Raw genomic sequence first — 22157 nt, 5'->3', positions numbered from 1 at the left:
AAGTATTAAGTAGTAAAGTGATTAACCTAACTTATGATATTTTTTCACTGACGACTTTATGACACCCTTGGCCACTAATTCGGCTAAATCCGCCCGAGAGCTTCTCGACTTTAATCTGGGTTAAAATGCGATCTTTTAGCGCCTGAACATGGGATATCACCCCGATTAATTTACCTTCTTGCTGTAGATTGGTCAGTGTATCAAGTGCAATGTCTAAAGATTCCTCATCCAACGTACCAAACCCTTCATCCAAAAATAGCGAATCCACACGTATATTTTGGCTGGCCATCTGTGATAGCCCTAGTGCTAATGCTAGGCTAATGATAAAACCTTCGCCGCCTGAGAGGTTTTTAGTGCTGCGAATTTCACCACCTTGATAGTTATCAATCACATTTAGCTCAAGTGGACTATTATCATCACGGGCCAGCAAATAGCGATCGCTCATTTTTTGCAGCTGCGTATTGGCGTGAGTGACCATAAGGTCAAAGGTTAGCCCTTGAGCAAAAGTACGGAACTTTTTGCCATCAGATGAACCAATCAATTTATGCAATTGTTGCCAAACTTGCAGTTTGTCCTTTTGAGCAGTGATAGCATCAAGCTGTGCCTGTTGGGTGGTTTTTTTGTCTTCATTGCCCTTTAGACGCTGACTGATTGCACCGATTGACTCAATTCGTTTGTTAAATTCATCTTGGGCTTGTGATTGCTGTTGGGTAAGCGTTTCTCTATCGTCTACTGTCAGCGGATTGGCTTGTTTATCTGCAAGTGTTTTTTGTGTTGCATCCAATAAAGATTGCGCTTGCTTTAGGGCATAATCGATATGCTGTTGCTGCTGTCTAAGTGCGTTACGCTCATCTATGGGCAGGCGCGCATTAGTAAAATCTATTTCATTAGCGAAATCAGAGGCGGCAAGCGCTGACTTAAAGGTATTTTCTTGGCTGCTAAGTGTAATCTTTACAGTAGTCATTTTCTCAGTCAACTGACGCTGCTTATCCAGCAATTGACTAAGTATGTGCTCAGCATTGTCTAGCTGTCTTTGGGCAGAGGTTTGCTCAATTTGAGATTGTTCTAACGCATCACGTAAACGCTTTTCTTCTGTTTCAGGATCTTTATTAGCAAAAACATACTTTCTGTCTGTTTGTAATTTCTCAATCGCCTCAGTTCTTTCTGCCGCGAGTTGAGAGATTTTAACAAGCTCATTTTCTTCTTTATCGAGTTGAGACTGCTTGGTCTCGATTTGTGTTTCTAGACGACCGAGTGAAGTCTTTAGGGTTTGTTGATCCTCTTTATAGTCGTTGAACTGTTTCTTGATTTGTAAAAAGGCACTGTGACATTGGCGCAGGGTGTTGATATGCGACTGATATTCCGTTTCACTTAGTATGGCTTGGCCTTCAATACTGGTTATCAACGGTTGTAATGATTGCAGTGAAGAACGTATCGCCATTTTTGCATCTGACTGATGTTTGTCAGCGGAATATTTATTTAACGGAGCTAATATATCGGTTTTGAGCACAGTCAATTCAGAAAAATTATCAGCAGATTTCTTGTCTAAGTTTTCTATAGCCCATGCTATTTTTTCACTATTGCTCTCAATCTCGTTAATAGTGCTGGTTAGCTCACGCTGCTCCTTGTCTAACGCTTCGATGTCATTACGCATCGTAGAGAGCGACTCGCTAAGCGTTTCATATTGAGTTAACGTATTTTTAAGAGATTCTCTACGCTTACCTAGCTCGATTTTGCTACTGTCTAATAATGACAGCGCATCTACATGCGTCTCAATCTGCATCAATGGTTTTAATGTTTCAGCAACAAATTGAGAATAGCCTTTATTTAGTACTGAACTGACCAACTGGTCGATATCTGTCTTTAACTTTTGTATTTGGTGATTTAGCAGGGTTTGTTGCTCTTCCGCTTGCGCAAACTGCTGTCGTACAGTTGCTTGATTAATACGATGTTTAGATAAAGTATCTTCTAAATTGGATATAGTCGTATCCAGCTCTGCTATTTGCCGCTGAGTTTGCGTTGCTTCCGTTTCTTGTATCAAATGTGGGTGGTCTGCACTATAAGGATGCTCTAGCGATCCACAAAGCGGGCAGGGATGCCCATCTTTTAGGTCAGCGATATAGTCTTCTAACTTGGCGACTTTTTGTAGTAAATGCAGCTGGGCTTGTTTGTCTTGACGCTTTTCTTTGGCAGCGCTGATAGCCGATTCATTATCAGCGATTAAGCCTGCCAGCTTTGTGAGGTCGTTACTCATTACTGGCAAGGTCGCAACTATTTTCTCTACTTGTACGCTAAGCTCATCTTGCTGTTTTGCCTTAACGCTCACTTGGTCAAGTTGACGGTTGATATCATCAATCTGCTCTTGCTCATCTCGCATATCAGCCAATGACTGCACTTGGGTTAATGCTGCTTGCTCTTGTTGTAAAGCGGCCAATTTATCCTGTATAGACAACATGGTGGTGTCTTTTGTCTTTTTCTGTTGATTTAAGACGTCAAGTTTGGCGCGATACTGGTGGATCTGTTGCTGCTGGCTTGTTTTATCATCTGATAGGGCGGTATTCTCTTGCAATAGGGCTTTTAGTCGGCCGCAATGACTCTTAAAATTCGCTATATCACTATCGATAGTGTTTAATTCATGGGCGTCATTAAGATAGCCTTCGACACGTGTGAGCTGGATTTTATTCTGCGCAGCCTGCTGTTTATGGTTGTCTATCTCTTTACTTAAATGTTGAGTGCTGCTCATTAGAGTTTGCTGTCTTTGCTCAATGTCTTTTAGGACATTCTTATTCTGCGCAATTTCCACATCGAGTTTACGCGCCTGCGCAATATTAGGTAGAGCCGTTTGCAAAGCTTCGTGGGCAGCTTGTGTATGATTTTTTGCTGTCTCTAGATGTGTGGTCGCTTGTTCTAAGTCATTTTGTTTCTGCGGTAGGATGCCGATTATTTGCTGCTGTTCTTCTTGTAAACGTTTTAGATTATCTCGACTATGGACAAGTTGGCTGAACTGACTATCAATCTCCAACGCCTTATTGGCAGCGGTTAAGCGTCTAGCGTCATGGATAAAGTCTTGCTGAGCCTGCTGAGCCTGCGCTAGATCATTTTGATAAGTATTCAGTTTTTCTTTCGATTCTGTGACGCTATCTAGCCACTTTATCTTTTCGACCAAATCTTGAATTTCTCGCTGCTGCGTACTCTGGGTCTTTTGATATGACTGCAAATCGGCTCTTAATTGACCTTCTTCTTCGGTATCTAAAAGTGCCAAGCCATCTAAACCATATTGCAGTTTACTCAATATCTCTTCTTCAGTGCGTTTTTTATTATGAACCTGTGTGGAGATAGTTGCGTAAATATCAGTGCCCGTAATTTTCTCTAAAATATCGGCACGCTCGTCAGCTTTTGCCTTCAAAAAAGCTGAAAAACTGCCCTGAGCCAGCAATATAGAGCGAGTGAACTGCTGAAAGTCCATCCGAGTCAGTTCAATTATTTTATTTTTGGTATGTTTTAGAGTGCTCTCTAACAGCTCATCTTTTTTTGACGAGTCATCAACGTTTATCTTAGCAATTTCATGAGTTGCGTCTTGCAGATTGCCATCTGCCTTATTATAAGCACGGCGCTGTCCCCAACGGCAGCGGTACTGCTCACCATTTAAATCAATCACGACTTCAGCGAAGCATTCCGCTGTTTGCCGCGTCATTACTTCATTGCTGCTTTTGCTGATACTGTTGATCCTTGGTGTTTCACCATATAGCGCCAGACAAATCGCATCCAATATGGTGGTCTTGCCAGCGCCAGTCTGTCCTGTGATCGCAAAGATACCTTCATTGGTAAAAACGGTGTCAGCAAAATCAATGTGCCATTCACCTTTGAGAGAATTGAGGTTTTTGAGTCTGAGTTCGATTAGGCGCATGGATATATCTTATTATTAGTGATAGCAGCAACTGCAAAAATTTAGAAAATAGAAGTGCGATAATGATTCACACTTATATTATTCTGCCTGTTTGTCCTCATGATGTAAGTGATAAAGTATCTGACCATAGGCATCACGCAACGAGTCTTTTTGTGACTCAGCCACCTCATTAATCGTCAAGCAGCGCTCAAATACTTCCATCTCATTCAAGTCTTGCAAATTCTCCGAGGTTTGCTGTTGGTTAAGCACTTTATTATAAGTGCGGGTGTTCTTAATCTTTAATACCTCACATGTCAGTCCATCTACCATGGCGTGCACCTGCTCTCGCAAATCGCTAACGATCTCGTCACCCGTATAGACCACCTCTAACCAAACAGAATCCGTTGGTGTGAGTGATTTTATCGTTTGTGAGATTGTGGTTAGGTCACCAGATATCTGCGCTAGCTGTTGGAACTTTGGAATGGGTAGGGAAACTACTTGCATCTGATTGTGGTCATCATGATGCAAAACTTCGTTAGAAGTAATGGAGTCGTTAGGCTTGGGTTTATGCTGTTTTTGATCGTCAGTGTTCGCTTGAAGAGCCGCTGTTGTTATCTCATGATTATCAGCTGGCGCGTCAAATCCAAATAAGTCATCCATATAGACAGTGGCTTGACTCGCTATTTTCTTAGCAGTCTTTTCTGCTGATTTTTCAACCTTAGTAACTGTATTAGATAGATGAGGTACAACGCTATCAGATGTGATGTTTACTTCTATGATTTCATTATCAACATTAGCTATAGCACCAAACTGTAACAGCAATACCTGTTTTTGCTGTTTTGCCTCCCCAAAGCCCATTGCAATGGGTGAGCCTGAGTAGCGAATACTCCCACGACCGCCAACGCGCTGTGGCACGTGCAAATGCCCAAGAGCGACATAGTCAAAACCCTCATCAAACATATCAGCGGAGATTTTGCCAAGTGAGCCAACATAGAGATCGCGCACGCCGTCATCATCGGTTGTTTTGCCATTAGCTGCAAATAGGTGACCTGTGGCAATGATAGGGATATGCCGTTGATGAGTTTTTATTAATTCTGCCTGCTGTCTTTTCGCAATGCTTGCTACTTCATCATAGTGGGCGCGAATACCTTTGATAACATTGGCGTCTTTGCTATCCGCAGACTCGCCAGCGCTACTGCTACGTACATCACGGTCGCGCAGGTAGGGTACAGCGGCGATAATGCAATGAGGATTGTTATCATCATCACCTAAGACCAATACCTCATCTTCTAAATCATCACAAGCAGTCCCAATCACATGGACATTCAAAAATTTGAGCACATTGCTTGGCGCATCCAAAAACGTCGGTGAGTCATGATTGCCTGCGACAATGACCACATGCTGACAGCAGGAACGTGAGACCTTACCCAAAAACTCATAATATAGCGCTTGGGCTTTATTGCTGGGCGTCATGGTATCAAAGATGTCACCTGCGACAATCAATATATCTACTTGCTGTGCGCTAATGGTGTCTTTTAGCCACTGCAAAAATGCCTCAAACTCTTCATAACGCAGACGACCATAAAGCCTGCGCCCCAAATGCCAATCGGACGTGTGCAGTATTTTTAAAGGTCTAACAGAGATATATTTAGAAGCAATAGATAGGGGCATAGTTTGGCTTATCATTAAACGTCAGAACATTAATTAGGTAGCTTTCATTCTAGCAAGAATCGTTGAGATTTTCTCTGTTGCCAAAAGAAAACCCTACCAATAGATAATTGACAGGGTCGCTTTGCGGTACAGGTAATAATAAGACACAGAAGATTAATCAATGATGAGCTGCTCTAGATCGTCCCCTGAATTTGTCGCAAGATTTGCAATCATCGATAGCGCATGAGCTTGTTGATCTATGGGCTGTTTGATTGCTTCACCTCTTGAGCCTTCACGTAACCAGTTTTTAGCTATGTCATCGCTGCTTTGGTTGTGCTGCTGATTCTGTAAATTGTACCAAGCCAAATCATGATGCAAGCTGACCACGTCGCCCATAATAAGCAGGGCAGGCGTCGGTAACTCGACGTCCTCTTGTTTGGCAACAATCGTTGCAAGCGTACCTGTCAGTACTTGCTGATTGGGCATACTGGCATTAGAGACAATGGCAATTGGCGTATCAGCGCTACGACCAGCGTCAACCAAGCCTTCAGTCAAGCGCGCCAGCGAATGCAGACCCATATAAAATACCACCGTCTCATCGGTGTTCAAGAAGTTTTTAAAGTTGCTATTGGGCGTGCCTGCCTTCAAGAATCCTGTCACAAAACGTACGGACTGTGAGTGGTCACGGTGAGTTAAGGGTATGCCAGCATAGCTAGCAGCGGCATTGGCAGCGGTGATCCCTGGTACGACCTGATACGGCACACCATGAGCGCGCAGGCTTTCAATTTCTTCACCGCCACGACCAAAGATAAATGGATCGCCACCTTTTAATCGAACCACACGCCGACCTTCTTTGGCGCTATTGACCAATAACTCATTGATGCCAAGCTGTGCGACAGTATGGTTACTGCGTTTTTTACCGACAAACACTTTGTCTGCATCACGGCGGCAAAGATCCAGCACTTGTGGAGATACCAAGGCGTCATAGTAGACAATATCTGCTTGCTGCATCAAACGCAGCGCTTTAAATGTCAAAAGCTCTGGGTCACCAGGGCCTGCGCCAACGATATAGACTTCGCCTACGGGGGGTGATTTTTTTTCTGACTCGTCTGATAGCGTAGGCGTTGTATTTTCCGCAGCATGGGCTTTATCATGAATAGCAGCGGCAGTACTATCCAAATCAGCTTTTAACTGTGCAGTCGCTTCGGTTTCATTACCTGCAAACATGAGCTGACTGACCTGACCTTCAAATGCGCGCTCCCAAAACTGACGACGGCCAGTAAGCGTTGGTATCTTGGCTTTTACCTCACTGCGGAATTCACCTGCCAGCTTGGCTAATTTTCCATAGCCTTGCGGGATTAATGTCTCAAGGCGTGCCCGTAATAAGCGTGCCAGCACAGGCGCTTTACCATTTGATGAGATACCAATCACAATAGGATTACGATCGATAATCGCTGGAAAGATAAAGTCACATAAATGAGGGGTATCGACCACATTGACTGGAATGTTTAGCTCAGTCGCATCTGCATGAATTTGGTGATTCAGCGTCTCATCGTCAGTCGCGGCAATGATTACCCGTGCGCCTGACATATAAGCTTTATTATAATTCTCATAGATAAATTCATGTTTGCTGTCAGTGAGTAAAGCTCGTAGCTCGTGGCTGATATCAGGTGCAAGTATAGTGATACAGGCACCTGCACGGCTGAGCAAATCCGCTTTACGCAGTGCCACTTCGCCGCCGCCCACGATAAGCACTTTACGGTCTTCTAATTTAAAAAATAGCGGGAAGGTGTTCATAATGTCACCATATATTTAATTGTTTATTATAAAAGGTAGAAAAGATATGAGGAATGCCGCCATTATGAGGTATCACAGGCACACTCTCACCTAGTGAATTGGCATTAGTATATTCGTTTTTGTCATGTTAATGATGGTTTTTTGTGAGAAAGGGAATAGATTTTATGAGATATGATAGGCGTACTAGAGGTTTAGAAGGGCATAATTTTATATTTTTTAATTCAGAACAATTATGAAGGCATCATAATGAGTCAAAACAATACGTTTAATAGACTAAAAAAATCAAGTACTGTCTTTTTCGGACTGATTTTAGGGTTGCTAGTTAGTTCAGATGTACTAGCAGAATGCGCGTTGGCTGAAGGTTATAAGTTACCAAATGGGGTTGTATTTGATGAAAACTGTGAGTTTGATGGTGAACTCGCGCCCGTAATAAAAGGTAGTAAGTATGGATTCATCGATAAGCAAGGTGTGATAAAAATACCAACACAGTATGACCTTCCAATTGCTTTTGTAGAAGGTCTAGCAAATGTTCATAAGGACAACTTATCTGGATATATTAATATGCAGGGTGAAGTTATTATACCTCTCAAATACAGCCTTACTTATCCATTTGAAGATGGTTTAGCTGTGGTTGGGGTAGATAATAGAAGAGGAGTCATTGATAAACAGGGACAGATAATTATTCCGATAATATACGATGATTTAATGGGTTTTAATGATGGTTTATCTGCAGTTGAGAACGAAGGGAAGTATGGATACATTGATATTAATAATAAGTTAGTTATTCCTTATGAATATGATTCTACTATTTCCTTTACAGAAGGCCTAGCAGCGGTTGAAAAAAATGAAAAGTTCGGATTTATAGATAGGCTAAATAATATCGTGATACCCATTGAATATTATAGTGCGACTTGGTTTTCAGGTGGTTTAGCCGTCGTTAATAATGATGATAAGTTTATGATCATTAATAGGTCGAATCAAGTAGTCAAAGAGCTAGACTATGCAATGGTCTTCCCCTTCATTAACGGATTAGCACTTGTCTATGATAACGGTAAGCATGGATTTATTGACAAAAATGGTGATGTAGCAATTGAATTAAACTATGATGACATTCCATTTATTGATCCTTTTAAAGATGGTACCGCCTATGTCAAAAAAGATGGTGAATGGTTCTACATTAATAGACAAGGTAAACGTGTAGAAAACAAGTTTTAAGTCCAATGAAAAGCTAAAAAAAGCCCTTTCTTAAATCAAAGAAAGGGCTTCTCAAATTCATAAACAGCTAAAATTACAGCTGCGTGTGCAGACCGCACTCACGGCTCTCTTCTACTTTAGTTGGATCAAAGTAGTCATGCTCGTTTGGCAAGTTGTGCTCATCTAAGTACACATCCAAATCTGCATCGGTTTTTTCAAACAATGGCGCTACTTTCAATACGCCATCTTTTGATAAGCTAAGTACATCAAGCCCTTGACGGAACTCAGTTTGGTCTTTACGAATCGCGTTAAACCATACGTCAGGCTTTAGCTCAGCAAGGGCGCGGCGGAATGGCTCAAGTTTCACTTGTTCAGTGAACTCGCCATGTTGCGGGTTGTCAATGCCTGGGATGCCATTCATGGTGGCGTCACGATGGGCAGCGGTTTGTTTTGGAATATACGTCACGACGTTGAGATCAAGATCACGAATCAATTTGTTGGCAAACTGATAAGTCGCATCGGTGTTATAGCCTGAATCTACCCACAATACCGTGATGTCAGGGCGCTGCTTGGCAACCAAATGCAAGATCGCTGACTCATAAGGACGGAAGTTGGTGGTGATGATTGGGTTTTTGGCTTGCGTCAATGCCCACTCAACGATTTGCTCAGGTGATTTACCTTGCAAATCTTGGTTGGCTTGGTCGATATCTAGGTTTGGGTGTAATTGGCTCATAATACATTCCTTAATAATAGTTACTATAAAAATGGGTCTTTAATATTGAGTTTAGGTTTTTGAGAACATCGGTAATGCTGAAGCGTCTCGACCATCATAGCTACTGGCTAGGGCAGTGAAGGCTTGGCTAATATCAGATTTAGCATCATGCTCATTGAGTACAAAGCTGGTCGCACCAGCGCGCAGCAAATAAGCGATTTGATCACGACCAAACGCGCCTGCCATGCGAATATCACCTTCATAACCAAGCTGACGCAGGGTCTGTGCAAAACTAAAACCGCGACCGTCTACAAAACTTGGGACATGAATGACGATCAAGTCTTGCGTCAATAAAAAGTCTTTTACATCAGGCAGATCATCAGCATCGGTGTTGGATGTGATCCACACACCCAATCGGCTGCTGTGCTGCTTGAGGATATCCAATACTTGCTCTAGCAAACCGTTTGCCAGTTTGCCATCAGCATTTAATAAATCTGCTAGTGGGACAAGTACATCAACTTTTTCTTGTTTGTGTAACAGCTCAAGCAAGGTCAGGCTTGATAACGCGATACCGTCAGGCAGCTGCGCTGTCGCTAGCGCTTGCCAAGTATCTTCGCCACTGATGTCTGCGCCATGGCTATCAAGCACATGATGATTACCCATAGACCTTCTCCTTAAAGGGTGCAAGGCCAATACGATTGATCAGCTCACCAAAGCCTTCTACCTCATTCTCATTAGCCACGCGTTGCTCTAGATAGACATCTACTATCTTTTGTATCGTCGTCGCGACATCATCAGATGGCACCGCTTTACCCAATATCTTGCCGATTTTGGCGTCGTTACTAGAGTTTCCGCCGAGGCTGATTTGATACCAGTATTCGCCTTTTTTATCGACACCAAGGATACCGATATCGCCGGTATGATGATGCGCACAGGCATTCATACAGCCAGACATATTGAGGCGGATTTCACCCAAATCATAAAGATAGTCGAGATCATCAAATTGCTTTTCGATTTGTTCAGCGATATTGTGGGTTGTGGCATTGGCCAGTGAGCAATAGTCCCAGCCTGGGCAGACGATCATATCGGTGAGGGTATTGATATTTGGACGGGCCAAATGTAGCGCAACCAACTGTTGCCATAGCTCGTATAAGCGGTTGGTTTGTACATCAGCGAAAACCAGATTTTGCTGATAGGTACCACGCAATTCACCAAAGCTATGTTCATCAGCGAGGTCGGCGAGGGCGTCCATTTGCGACTCACTGATATCACCTGAAGGCACGTACTTACCATTGACCAACCCTGCTTTTAACGAAATCACCACGGCGCGATAACCTGCGATTTTATGGGCGACCGTATTTTGGTTATACCAATTGGCAAAGTCTTTATCAGCGTTTAATTGCTGCTGCAAGTCCGACTGTACTTGGAGCGCATCAAAGCTTAGATAATCAGGTTCGGTAAAATAACTACTGGCTTTGTCAAAGTTGGCATCGGTTAGAGTTAATGAGCCATCTTTGGTGTGTGCTTCCCATTCAGCGTCGACCAGTTTAGCAAAGGCAGGACCGCCCATGCTCTCGACTAATATTTTGATACGCGCTTTGAATTTATTATCGCGGCGACCATGCAGATTATAGACGCGCAAAATCGCATCTAAATAGCTGAGTAAATGATGGCGTGGTAAAAATTTATTAATGGTTTTGCCAATCACTGGCGTACGTCCAAGCCCGCCACCAACAATCACCTCAAATCCAAGCTCGCCTTCTTCATTGGTTTTTAAATGCAGTCCGATATCATGCACCTGCGTCGCTGCCCGATCATTGGCGGTGCCAATGACGGCAATCTTAAATTTGCGCGGTAAAAAGGCAAACTCAGGATGAAAGGTTGACCACTGGCGAATAATCTCACAATAAGGACGTGGATCGGCAATCTCTTCTTTATGAATACCGGCGTAAGGATCCGTTGTCGTATTACGGATACAGTTACCTGAGGTTTGGATGGCATGCATCTGTACCGATGCCAGCTCCGCCAAAATATCTGGCACTTCTTCAAGTTTTGGCCAGTTCAGCTGCATATTGGTACGGGTGGTCATGTGCCCATAGCCTTTATCATACTTACGGGTAATCTCAGCCAATTTGCGTAGCTGATAGCTGGCAAGCAAGCCGTAAGGAATGGCGATACGGAGCATAGGCGCATAACGCTGGATATAAAGACCGTTCTGCAAACGCAGCGGCAAAAATTGCTCTTCTGGCAGCTCGCCTGCCAAAAACCGTTCGGTTTGGTCGCGAAATTGGGCGACTCGTTCTTCTACCAAGGTTTGGTTAGCATAATTATATTGGTACATGACGTAATCTCAGTTTTGTTTTTAATCTTAAAATCAGCGACGAAAATGATTTGCGTGTGTAATAGGTTTTATTGCCGTTCGCAATGTAAATAATTCAGCTATACATCATATAAGCTTGTAGCCAGAAACATAAATTCCTTTCAGACATATCCATATCCAAACACAGCATAAATTTTCATAACGAAAGTTAGGTAGCCTATGCGTATCAAATTTAATGCCTGATTGTTATCACTCTTCTAATGACTATTGCTTTATTTAGCTTTTGCTAGTGGCCGCCTATATAAGCGACACTTTACAGCAACTTATTTTCTCCGACCATGCTTTTATTTAAGAGGTTTTAAAAATTATATGACTCAAACTCAAGCTCCGACCCAGTCAAAACTTGTTCCACCACATGGTAGTGCAGAGCTTAAGCCACTATTATTAAACGGTGCAGCACGCGATCAAGCATTAGAGCTTGCCAGCACATTGCCGACCATCACCTTAAGCTCACGTGAGCGTGGCGATTTAATCATGTTCGGTATTGGTGGTTTCACTCCGTTAAATGGTTTTATGAATCAAGCGGACTGGCAGGGCGTGGTTGATAATATGCGTTTGCAAAGCGGTGAAAACGCTGGCTTGTTTTGGCCAATTCCTATCACTTTGTCTGCGCCAAAAGAAACTGCGGATAGTTTGAGTCAAGGCGACAAAGTGGCATTGGTCGCACAAGATGGCGAAGTTATGGGCATCTTAACAGTAGAAGAGACCTATACCATTGATAAAGAACACGAGTGTCAGCAAGTATTTACCACCACAGATCCAGAGCATCCAGGCGTCCAGCAAGTGTTGGATCAAGATGAGGTCAATATTGCAGGTAGCGTAGAAGTACTGAGCGAAGGCGAGTTCCCAACGCGTTATCCTGGTATCTATAAAACGCCCGCGCAAACACGTCAAATCTTTGAAGAGAAAAACTGGAAGACTGTGGCGGCTTTCCAAACGCGTAACCCGATGCACCGCTCACATGAGTATCTGGCTAAGATTGCAATTGAAATCTGTGATGGGGTATTGATTCATTCGTTACTAGGCGCATTGAAACCTGGCGATATCCCAGCAGAAGTTCGTCAAGAAGCCATCAAAACGCTAATTGATAACTACTTTAGACAAGATACTGTTATCCAAGCAGGTTATCCGTTGGATATGCGCTATGCTGGCCCACGTGAAGCGTTACTACATGCGCTATTCCGTCAAAACTACGGCTGTAGCCATCTGATTGTCGGTCGTGACCATGCGGGTGTCGGCGATTACTATGGTGCGTTTGATGCGCAAACGATTTTTGAACATGTTGGTAAAGACGACCTTATCACTCAGCCGCTCAAAATTGGCTGGACGTTCTGGTGTAACGCTTGTAACGCGATGGCGTCAGACAAAACTTGCCCGCATGACGCCTCTGAGCACGTTAAAGTGTCAGGTACTAAGCTGCGTAAAGCGCTATCAGAAGACGAAGATGTACCAGATAATTTTAGCCGTCCAGAAGTACTACAAATTTTGCGTGACTACTATGCTGGCATTGCAAAAGAAGAGCGTGCTGAAGTTAAATTAACGGGTGCATCTGCGGTATAAGGGCAGATTATCAGTATAAAAAACTTGTATTAAGCCAGTCGTAAAAAAGGTGTCAGACTTATGGTCTGGCACCTTTTTGTTTTTAGCACTATTTTAAAATGAAAAACAACTTAACGCATGTTAGCGCTGTCTATTAAATATCTAAACCTGCTGCCAGCTTTTTATATTCTCCAGCAAGAGAGCCACCACCTGAGCAAAAATAGTTCAGTGCATATTTATCTGAGCTGTCGATGACGAGAGTGTCACCCTTAAATTGGAAAAAAGCCGTACTATCATTTACCTTTGCCTGAAAAATCGTACCGTGAGCAGTATCTTGTCCCATGAGTGTTGCCTTACCATCAAAATGACAAGTAGGTTTTTTGATATCGCTGCGTGAGCGAACTTTAATGTCAATCTGTCGATCACCATCTGCTCGTACCATCACGCCAACCCAATCATAGCCTTGTGCTCGTTTGTCGTAGTCGGCAGTAGCGTAATCCGCTGAAACCTTGTCTCCAAGAATATTGTTGTTACTCACTGGCATGGCTAGTGTTTCACTAGTGACTATTTTAACAGCGCTGTGGCTATCACTATTCACCGTAGGCGACATACTATTACAGCCTGTTAAAGCAGCTAGGGTAGAGGTCATTATTATTAGCCCTACAATAGAACGAAATTGACGGTATGAAGTATTCATATAAGGGCCTTTGGTCAAGTAGGAGGGTAAGGTTTGCATAGTAGCGAGATGATAAAAGGATTATTGATACAATAAGCTTTATGACGTACAAATAATGGTACAGCCTACCCAAGTCATAGTCTACTTAATAAACCTGTCAGCAACTACTCAACCCATTTTGTTCTTAATAATGCAAAACGAATGCAAAACGATTGCTCTTATCACTTATGCCAACTTCACTAGTCGATAAGCTAATTCGTCACTAAGCGTTTGCTATTTATGCTGCTAGCATAGCTTGCATCATCCCGACAACCGAACTCAAAAAATTGTAGGCTCTGTGATGATGGTCAAGATTTTGACAAACGCTTCTAATACTTTTATCGAGAGCATCATGCAAAAAAAATTCCAACAAATTAGCATTGCTAGCATTCAATCAACTAATAATAAGCCTGTAAAAGCGCGTGTACTTGCCACCAGCGGCATGCTCGCAGCAGCGATGATAATGACAGGCTGCAGTCCAACCGAAGCGACGCAAGATGACGCGGCAAATAATGCCAGTGGCGAGACGCAAGATGTCAATCTACTCAATGTCTCTTATGATGTGTCTCGCGATTTTTATAGAGACTATAACGAGTTGTTTAGTACCGAGTATCTCAGAACCCATCCAGACAGCGAGGTAAAGGTTAACCAATCGCATGGTGGGTCTAGTAAGCAAGCACTCTCTGTTGCCAATGGTTTACAGGCTGATGTGGTTACTTTCAACCAAGAAACTGACATGAATTTATTGGTTGAAAAAGGCTTGGTCGCTGCTGACTGGCAGCAAGCACTCCCAAATAATGGCGTACCGTACACCAGCACCATGGTGCTACTGGTCCGCGCTGGTAATCCAAAAAATATCAAAGACTGGTCAGATTTGGCCCGTAATGATATCGATGTGGTCATCCCGAACCCGAAAACCAGTGGCACGGCGCGTTATGCCTTCTTAGGTGCCTACGGTTATGGTTTGCACCAATTCAAAGAAAACAGTAATGAAAACCCTGTAAAAACCAATGACTTTATCAAAAAGCTGCTGGCAAATGTGGTCACTTATGACAATGGGGCGCGCGCTGCGACGACCAGCTTTACTCAGCGTGGTCTAGGTGATGTGTTGATCACGACCGAAAACGAAGCACATTTGACTGCAGAGCAATTTGCAAAGGGTAACGTTGATATCGTATATCCGAGCTATTCGATTACGATTGCCAACCCAGTAGCGGTCGTAACGGCAGTGACTGAAAAATCTGGTAAGACGGAAGCAGCCAGTGCTTATCTGAAAGGCTTATGGGATAAGCCTGCCCAAGAGCTCATGGCAAAAATGTACATGCGTCCAAGTGATGAGCAAATCCTAGCTGCTCATAAAGATACTTTGCCTGATATTGAAACGTTTGAACCTGTGGCTGTGTTTGGCTCATGGGCAGAGATTATGGATGCTTTCTTTGTAGATGGTGGCCGTTTCGATCAGCTGGCAAGTACTAAGTAGTGGTTAATTTTTAGTTTATAGAACTATCTATCTTAGCCGCTTTCAATGAAACGCGGACAAGATAGATAGGGCGCATGTCAGCATTCAAACCATCAATAAACAAACAGTCAGTTATACATAGAGATTCTTTTAACAACTTATTGATATATCTGGCTTTGTTTACTGGTTATTCCCTTTTGGCAATAACATACGCATATTCATCATTAAACATAATAAGATGGCGCTGTTAGCATACTTGCATTACACAACAGACATCTTTGAGGTATTTATGACAGACGTAGCTCTTTATCAACAGAAAAGTAAAACTCTTAGTGCCTTGAGTATTGCTGGCGTTGCTTTGACTCTTGGTCTAGCTGGTTGTAGCAACAGTGAAACTACTGAGGCCGCAGCTGATGGTTCAGCGATGACAGAAGGGCAAAATATCGAGCTACTTAATGTCTCATACGATGTGGCACGTGATTTCTACAAAGACTACAACCCGTTGTTTGTTGAGCACTACAAAGCTGAGAACCCAAACAGCAATATCTTAATCAAACAATCACATGGCGGCTCAAGCAAACAGGCATTGTCTGTTGCCAACGGTCTACAAGCCGATGTTGCTACCATGAACCAAGGCTCTGATATTGAGCTGCTTGAGAAAAAAGGCTTGGTTGAGTCAGATTGGGAAAGCAAATTCCCAGACAACGCGGTGCCGTTTACCAGTACGATCGTATTTTTGGTACGTAAAGACAATCCAAAAAATATCAAAGACTGGGAAGATTTGACCAAAGACGGTGTTGAGATTGTCATGGCCAATCCAAAGGTCACAGGTAACGGTCGTTATGCATTCTTGGGTGCATACGGTTATGGTCTACATGCTTTTAATCAAGATGAAACAAAAGCTAAAGGCTACGTAAAAGACATGCTAAAAAATGTCAAAGTCTATGAAAACGGCGGACGTGCCGCGACAACGACTTTCGTACAGCGCGGTATTGGTGATGTGTTGGTCACGTTTGAAAACGAAGCCAACCTTGCAGCAACTGATTTTGGCGCAGGTCAAGTAGACATCGTTTATCCAAAATACTCGATCAAATCAGAAAGCCCTGTGGCAGTTGTGAAGACCGTAACAGATAAAAAAGGCACTACAGACGCTGCCAAAGCATATCTTGATTACTTATGGAGTGAGCCTGCTCAGCAGCTAGCGGCCAATCTATATCTACGTCCTAGCGTTAAGAGCGTGCTTGACAAAAACGGTGACAAATTACCGCCAGTTGAGACTTTCCGCCCGAATGATGCCTTTGGTACGTGGGATGAGATCATGAGCACTTACTTCAGCGATGGCGGTGTATTTGACCAATTGGCAATTAACGCGCCTCAGTAATCACTTGCTAAGTACTTAGAGCAGCTACTGCGCTAACCACTGAAACGGATTAACTCAGTTAATCGTACAGTCAGTCATGAAGCACCCCGTAAAGGACATGGTCGTACGCACTATGTCCTTTATATCATAAGCCGACCAATAATAATTTTGATAACAATGGTAATAATGGTCTTACAGTGAGCACCCTCGCTAAGTACCATCAGTTAGGCAATAGGACATCACTATGAGTGCAACATCTTCTTCTGCCAGTAAGCCCGGCAATAAAAAAGGTTGGCTGACCCGTTTGCGTCAGCGCAATGTGCTACCCGGGTTCGGTCTGAGCATGGGTATTACTGTCTTTAGCTTGTCGTTATTGGTGGTACTACCGTTTGCCATGATGGCCTATACCACGACGCAGATGGGTTGGACGGGCTTTTGGGAAACTATTACCCAGCCACAAGTCACTGCCGCTATCAAGCTGAGCTTATGGATGTCGTTTTTGGCGATGTTGACCAATATGGTATTTGGCACACTAGTCGCATGGGTACTTGTCCGCTATGAGTTTTGGGGTAAGTCACTGATTAATGCCTTGGTTGATTTACCATTTGCACTACCAACGGCCGTTACAGGTATCTCGCTTGCCACTTTATATGCACCTAATGGTTTGATTGGTCAATGGTTTGCCAAGTTCGATATTCAAGTCGCCTTTACGCCGATAGGTATTTGGCTAGCACTGGTTGTGGTGAGCTTCCCCTTTATTGTCCGCGCGGTGCAGCCAGTACTTGCTGAGCTGTCCGTTGAGTTTGAAGAAGCCGCTGCGGTATTGGGCGCCAATCGTTTGACGACTTTTCGTAAAGTGATTTTGCCAGAGTTGTTACCTGCTTTGCTAATGGGTGCAGGTATGATGTTTGCTCGTGCCACTGGTGAGTATGGCTCAGTTATCTTTATCGCGGGTAATATTCCGATGCAGTCTGAGATTTTGCCACTCATCATTATCAGTAAGCTTGAGCAGTTTGATATTCAAGGTGCTTCTGCGGTTGCATTATTTATGCTACTCATATCATTTGTCATCTTGCTGACCATTAATATCATGCAGTGGAAACTGTCGCGCCGTGTAGGAGCTCGCTAATATGCAAATATCTAATAGCTACGACTACCAAAGCAACGCCGCGACCAAAGATACGCCATGGATAAGTCGCACCTTTATTGCCATTGCAGTGCTATTCATGATTGTCATGTTGGTCATTCCATTACTGGCAGTGTTTTACGAAGCCTTTAAAAATGGTTGGCAGTTGTATATTGCTTCATTAGTAGACCCTGAAGCTTTGCAAGCGATCAAACTGACATTGATCACAGCGGCGATTGTCTTACCAATTAATATGGTAATGGGCATCGCAATTGCATGGTTGGTCACGCGCTATCAGTTTAAAGGTAAGCAGCTGGTCACCACTTTACTAGATTTGCCATTTTCGGTATCACCAGTGGTTGCAGGTTTGATGTTTGTGCTGCTGTTTGGACTGAACTCTACTATTGGCGGCTGGCTTGAGAGTATGGGTTTTCAGGTCATATATGCAGTACCTGGTATCATTTTGGCTACATTGTTTGTGACCTTTCCTTTTGTTGCGCGTGAGCTGATTCCATTGATGCAGACTCAAGGCGACTCTGAAGAGCAAGCAGCGTTAACCTTAGGTGCGACTGGTTGGCAGACTTTTTGGCATGTGACATTGCCTAATATCAAATGGGCGCTGCTATATGGTTTGATTTTGACCAATGCCCGAGCGATGGGTGAGTTTGGTGCGGTCAGTGTGGTTTCCGGTCACATTCGCGGCGAGACCAACACCATGCCGCTATTGGTTGAGATTGCCTATAACGATTATAACTTTACCGCTGCGTTTGCCTTATCAAGCATATTGGCTGCATTGGCCTTAGTGACGCTACTGATTCAGCAAGTCATGACCAAGATACAAGAGCGTAAATTTGCCAAGTCTGAGCGGCTTGCCAGCGCACCTGAGCTGCCAGTAAGTGCTAACGCCACTGCCGCCACTGAATCGACGAGTGCGGACAGCACTGGCAAGGTATAACTGCCATTATCTGATAAATGATGTTAATACTACGGATGCAGTCGCTACTCAGCTACTTGCCACGATACGACAAAAGATATAATAAGAGATACGATTATGAGCATTGAGATTCGCAACGTTAATAAAAAATTCGGCAATTTTACGGCTTTGGACAATATCAATATCACCGTGCCGACTGGCAAACTGACGACGTTACTAGGCCCGTCAGGCTGCGGTAAGACCACTTTGCTACGTATTATCGCGGGTCTAGAGTATGCCGACTCTGGACAGGTATTGTTTGATGAGCTAGATGTGACTAATACCCCAGTTCAAAAGCGCCATATTGGCTTTATGTTTCAGCATTATGCGCTGTTTCGCCATAAAAACATCGCGGACAATGTGGCCTTTGGATTGACTTTGTTGCCAAAAAACGAACGCCCAAGCAAAGCTGATATCAATAAGCGTGTGGCAGAGCTCTTAGACCTTGTACAGCTACCACAAGTTGCCAATGCTTATCCACATCAGCTATCAGGTGGTCAGCGTCAGCGCATTGCCTTAGCACGTGCACTTGCTGTCAAACCGAAGCTGTTGCTGCTAGATGAGCCGTTTGGTGCACTAGATGCCAAAGTCCGTAAAGAGCTGCGCACATGGCTAAAGAACATCCACCACGAGCTTGGTATCACCAGTATCATGGTAACGCACGATCAAGAAGAGGCACGTGCGGTATCAGATGAGATCGTCGTGATGAATCAAGGCCGAGTAGAGCAGGTAGGCACTTCAGAAGAGCTAATACACCAGCCTGCCAATGCCTTTATTAGCGACTTCTTAGATCTTGTATAAGCATTTGATCTAGCGCAATTTAAGTCAAATTATCAATAGTTGAGCAAAAAAAAGACCTACGAAAGTAGGTCTTTTTTGGTCTGGAGCATTGCCGCAGATTTATGGTCTTTAACGCTTTTTATAAAGCACAGTCAAAGAACCAAAAATCTAAGCGGACACTAGTGTCTAAGCAAGATCTGATACATCTCTACTAGTGTCTCTAGGAGTGATTTGCTCGTAGGTGATGTCCAAGATATCTTGACACCAATCTGGTAAATCATCAGCGACCTCATACCACATCCAAGTACCATCACGTACACAGCTCAAAATACCCAATTTTTTCAAGTGGTTTAGGTGGCGTGATATCGTTGGTTGTGGCTGGTCCAGCATATCTACCAAATCACCCACGCAACGTGCTTCTTTTTTAAAAAGAATTTGAAATATTTTTAGACGTGTCGGATCAGATAGGACTTTGAATAAATCGATAGGTCGTATCGTAAAATTATTATCAGACATAGGTGAATTCCAATGGGCTTCGTTAATAGGGGTTCAATATAACAGCAGTTATCTACAAAATCGATTAAAAAATAATCAAATTTACAGTTCATCGTCAATTCACTACCTTTGACAATATTCGGTTACACGCACACTTATATCCACTTACATAAATGAACTGCCTGTAATATAAGGATACTGTCTCGAAAAATAAATATATCGAATGTGATTGAAAATGATAATAATTATCGTTATTATACTGCAAGCGATAAACGTGATTTCAACGACTAAGTTTTCATTGCTAAAAAACAGTAAATTATCCGTTTATCAATGACACTTATCACAAAGGTTTTTGTATAAGTGTCGTATGCTGTCATTATCGAATAGTGGTATCCCGAGGAGCCAATCCATGTACGTATGTATCTGCAACAACGTAAAAGAAAAGCAAATCAAAGCAGCTATTGCTGCAGGTGTTGATACGCTCGATGGTCTAAAAGATACGCTCGATGTAGCAACGTGCTGTGGCTGTTGTGAGCCGATGGTCAATGACTACCTAGACGAACACCATGCAAAACTCGATAATCTAGCATACGCCGTTTAAATATTATCAATCATATACCTTGTAATATAATACGATAAAATATATTCAATATTCTGCATCTAACTTTATTATACATAAAGGGTCGGGTGCAAGCGTCCATATAATCTCACTCAAACGCCAGCATGTTACATAATACGTATCAATACTGGTTGTAGCTAATTATAATTCTCAATTAGCATCTTATTCTTAGTTCATAACGTTACACCCTATACTGCGCCTGTATGCTACTATATTTACCTGAGATTAGAAGCCATTTTATTGATTTTGATTTTACTGATCAGTTTGCCAATTATGCTATCCTTATATGATAAATTGTGGATGTATGGTGATCGGTAAAAATAAATAGGGGAGTACGCGTTATGATAGGTAGCCAGAAAGTCATTGATTATTTGAATTTCTTACTAGGTGGTGAGCTTGCCGCTCGTGACCAATATTTTATTCATTCAGAGATGTACGCTGAGTGGCACTATGGCAAGTTATACGACCGTATCCATCATGAAATGGAAGACGAAACGCTACACGCACAGAATATCATTCGCCGTATCTTGATGTTGAGTGGCACGCCAAAGATGTCGGTCGACGCTATCCATATTGGTGCGACTGTCCCTGAGATGTTGCAGTTTGACCTAGATTTAGAGTACCAAGTACAAAAGCATCTAAAAGAAGGCATCGCACTTTGCGAAGCAGAGCATGACTATGTCACGCGTGAGATGCTGGTTGAGCAGTTGAAAGACACCGAAGAAGATCATGCGCATTGGCTTGAGCAGCAGCTCCGTCTCATCGACATGATTGGTCTACCGAATTACCTACAAAGCCAAGTGGCTGAAGTCACTCCTAATATTGTCTGATATCATCCTACGTATGACTAGCATTCACAGTATTCAGCATAAATAATAGAGATAAAGGGAGAAAGGTAATGACAGGGGATAAAGAAGTTATTCGCGCGTTAAACAAAGTACTTGGGCAGTCATTGATTGCCATCAACCAGTATTTTTTGCATGCACGTATTGCACGTCATTGGGGGCTAGAAGCGCTTAATGACTCATTATATAAGCAATCTATTGCTGAGATGAAATGGTCAGACGACCTAATCGCTCGTATTTTACTGTTAGGCGGTTTGCCAAACTTGCAGGAACTGGGCAAGGTCTTGGTCGGTGAAGATGTACCAGAAATCATTGAGTGCAATTTACGTCTTGAGAGACAAAAATTTGATATTATTACTGATGCCGTCACCTTATGTGAAACAAAGTCTGACTATGTCTCTCGCCAGCTATTAGTCACGCTAAAAGATGGCAATGAAGAGTATGAAGATTGGTTAGAGACGCAGCAGGACTTAATCGAGAGTATTGGTGTAGAGCGCTACATCCAATCGCAAATGAGTGATGATGACGCATAATAGTATTAACTATTGATGTAAGTCGTAATAAAAAGCCAGTATGAGATTGATAATCCAATCACATACTGGCTTTTTTCTGTCTATAGATAAGCTA

The 22157-nt window shown here is 43.0% G+C and carries 18 protein-coding genes; 10 read left to right on the top strand and 8 right to left on the bottom strand.

Annotation, left to right across the window (positions count from 1 at the left end; translation table 11 throughout):
- Positions 1 to 31: 31 nt before the first annotated feature.
- From I3249_RS06020 to cysG, 3 genes are all read right to left on the bottom strand, one after another.
- Positions 32 to 3907, bottom strand: coding sequence for an SbcC/MukB-like Walker B domain-containing protein (locus I3249_RS06020; RefSeq protein WP_238069100.1), 3876 nt, complete (start codon positions 3905 to 3907; stop codon positions 32 to 34).
- Between the two features lie 78 nt (positions 3908 to 3985).
- Complete coding sequence (locus I3249_RS06015) at positions 3986 to 5557, bottom strand: exonuclease SbcCD subunit D C-terminal domain-containing protein (RefSeq protein WP_238069099.1); 1572 nt, start codon at positions 5555 to 5557, stop codon at positions 3986 to 3988.
- Positions 5558 to 5710: 153 nt separating this feature from the next.
- Positions 5711 to 7333 carry a siroheme synthase CysG gene (gene cysG / locus I3249_RS06010; protein ID WP_238069098.1) on the bottom strand — a complete coding sequence of 541 codons (1623 nt, stop codon included), beginning with the start codon at positions 7331 to 7333 and terminating at the stop codon, positions 5711 to 5713.
- Positions 7334 to 7579: 246 nt separating this feature from the next.
- Between cysG and I3249_RS06005 the strand changes: the two genes are divergently transcribed.
- Positions 7580 to 8548, top strand: a complete 969-nt coding sequence (locus I3249_RS06005) for a WG repeat-containing protein (RefSeq protein WP_238069097.1) — start codon at positions 7580 to 7582, stop codon at positions 8546 to 8548.
- A 73-nt stretch (positions 8549 to 8621) separates the two neighbouring features.
- Here I3249_RS06005 and I3249_RS06000 read toward each other — a convergent pair whose 3' ends face one another.
- The 3 genes from I3249_RS06000 to I3249_RS05990 are packed head-to-tail and all read right to left on the bottom strand — an operon-like array spanning position 8622 to position 11580.
- Positions 8622 to 9260 (bottom strand): phosphoadenosine phosphosulfate reductase family protein, encoded by a 639-nt coding sequence (locus tag I3249_RS06000; RefSeq protein ID WP_101205909.1) that lies wholly within the window; start codon positions 9258 to 9260, stop codon positions 8622 to 8624.
- 51 nt (positions 9261 to 9311) lie between these two features.
- Complete coding sequence (locus I3249_RS05995) at positions 9312 to 9902, bottom strand: DUF934 domain-containing protein (RefSeq protein WP_238069096.1); 591 nt, start codon at positions 9900 to 9902, stop codon at positions 9312 to 9314.
- Positions 9895 to 11580 (bottom strand): nitrite/sulfite reductase, encoded by a 1686-nt coding sequence (locus I3249_RS05990; protein ID WP_238069095.1) that lies wholly within the window; start codon positions 11578 to 11580, stop codon positions 9895 to 9897. Before I3249_RS05990 ends, I3249_RS05995 begins: the two co-directional genes overlap by 8 nt.
- A gap of 348 nt (positions 11581 to 11928) precedes the next feature.
- Here I3249_RS05990 and sat point away from each other — a divergent pair, with 348 nt between their 5' ends.
- Entirely contained in the window at positions 11929 to 13179 is a 1251-nt protein-coding gene (sat, locus tag I3249_RS05985; protein WP_102090737.1) for a sulfate adenylyltransferase, read from the top strand.
- A 133-nt stretch (positions 13180 to 13312) separates the two neighbouring features.
- Here sat and I3249_RS05980 read toward each other — a convergent pair whose 3' ends face one another.
- Entirely contained in the window at positions 13313 to 13807 is a 495-nt protein-coding gene (locus I3249_RS05980) for a hypothetical protein (RefSeq protein ID WP_238069094.1), read from the bottom strand.
- A gap of 418 nt (positions 13808 to 14225) precedes the next feature.
- Between I3249_RS05980 and I3249_RS05975 the strand changes: the two genes are divergently transcribed.
- The 5 genes from I3249_RS05975 to cysA all read left to right on the top strand — a co-directional run bounded on the left by I3249_RS05975 (position 14226) and on the right by cysA (position 19592).
- Positions 14226 to 15353 (top strand): sulfate ABC transporter substrate-binding protein, encoded by a 1128-nt coding sequence (locus I3249_RS05975; protein ID WP_238069110.1) that lies wholly within the window; start codon positions 14226 to 14228, stop codon positions 15351 to 15353.
- A gap of 268 nt (positions 15354 to 15621) precedes the next feature.
- Positions 15622 to 16713 (top strand): sulfate ABC transporter substrate-binding protein, encoded by a 1092-nt coding sequence (locus I3249_RS05970; protein ID WP_238069093.1) that lies wholly within the window; start codon positions 15622 to 15624, stop codon positions 16711 to 16713.
- Between the two features lie 223 nt (positions 16714 to 16936).
- On the top strand, positions 16937 to 17821 hold the full coding sequence (gene cysT, locus I3249_RS05965) for a sulfate ABC transporter permease subunit CysT (RefSeq protein WP_057760265.1): 885 nt from the start codon (positions 16937 to 16939) through the stop codon (positions 17819 to 17821).
- A 1-nt stretch (position 17822) separates the two neighbouring features.
- Complete coding sequence (cysW, locus tag I3249_RS05960; protein WP_238069092.1) at positions 17823 to 18773, top strand: sulfate ABC transporter permease subunit CysW; 951 nt, start codon at positions 17823 to 17825, stop codon at positions 18771 to 18773.
- Positions 18774 to 18869: 96 nt separating this feature from the next.
- Complete coding sequence (gene cysA, locus I3249_RS05955; RefSeq protein WP_082624600.1) at positions 18870 to 19592, top strand: sulfate ABC transporter ATP-binding protein; 723 nt, start codon at positions 18870 to 18872, stop codon at positions 19590 to 19592.
- A gap of 165 nt (positions 19593 to 19757) precedes the next feature.
- On the opposite strand, the gene I3249_RS05950 is transcribed toward cysA, so the two are convergent.
- A complete protein-coding gene (locus I3249_RS05950; RefSeq protein ID WP_238069091.1) occupies positions 19758 to 20087 on the bottom strand; it encodes a metalloregulator ArsR/SmtB family transcription factor in 330 nt (109 codons plus the stop codon).
- 388 nt (positions 20088 to 20475) lie between these two features.
- Between I3249_RS05950 and I3249_RS05945 the strand changes: the two genes are divergently transcribed.
- The 3 genes from I3249_RS05945 (at position 20476) to bfr (I3249_RS05935) (ending at position 22063) form a co-directional block, all read left to right on the top strand.
- Positions 20476 to 20667, top strand: coding sequence for a (2Fe-2S)-binding protein (locus I3249_RS05945; protein WP_101205900.1), 192 nt, complete (start codon positions 20476 to 20478; stop codon positions 20665 to 20667).
- 359 nt (positions 20668 to 21026) lie between these two features.
- Positions 21027 to 21515: a bacterioferritin gene (gene bfr, locus I3249_RS05940; protein WP_201607172.1), complete on the top strand. Its 489-nt coding sequence runs from the start codon at positions 21027 to 21029 to the stop codon at positions 21513 to 21515.
- Between the two features lie 68 nt (positions 21516 to 21583).
- Positions 21584 to 22063, top strand: a complete 480-nt coding sequence (gene bfr, locus I3249_RS05935) for a bacterioferritin (protein ID WP_057760255.1) — start codon at positions 21584 to 21586, stop codon at positions 22061 to 22063.
- Positions 22064 to 22157 lie beyond the last annotated feature (94 nt).

This window comes from Psychrobacter sp. Ps1 (genome assembly GCF_022129425.1).
In the GTDB taxonomy this organism is placed as follows: domain Bacteria; phylum Pseudomonadota; class Gammaproteobacteria; order Pseudomonadales; family Moraxellaceae; genus Psychrobacter.
Note: the sequence above shows the minus strand (reverse complement) of the source record. Positions and strands in the feature narration are given on the sequence as shown.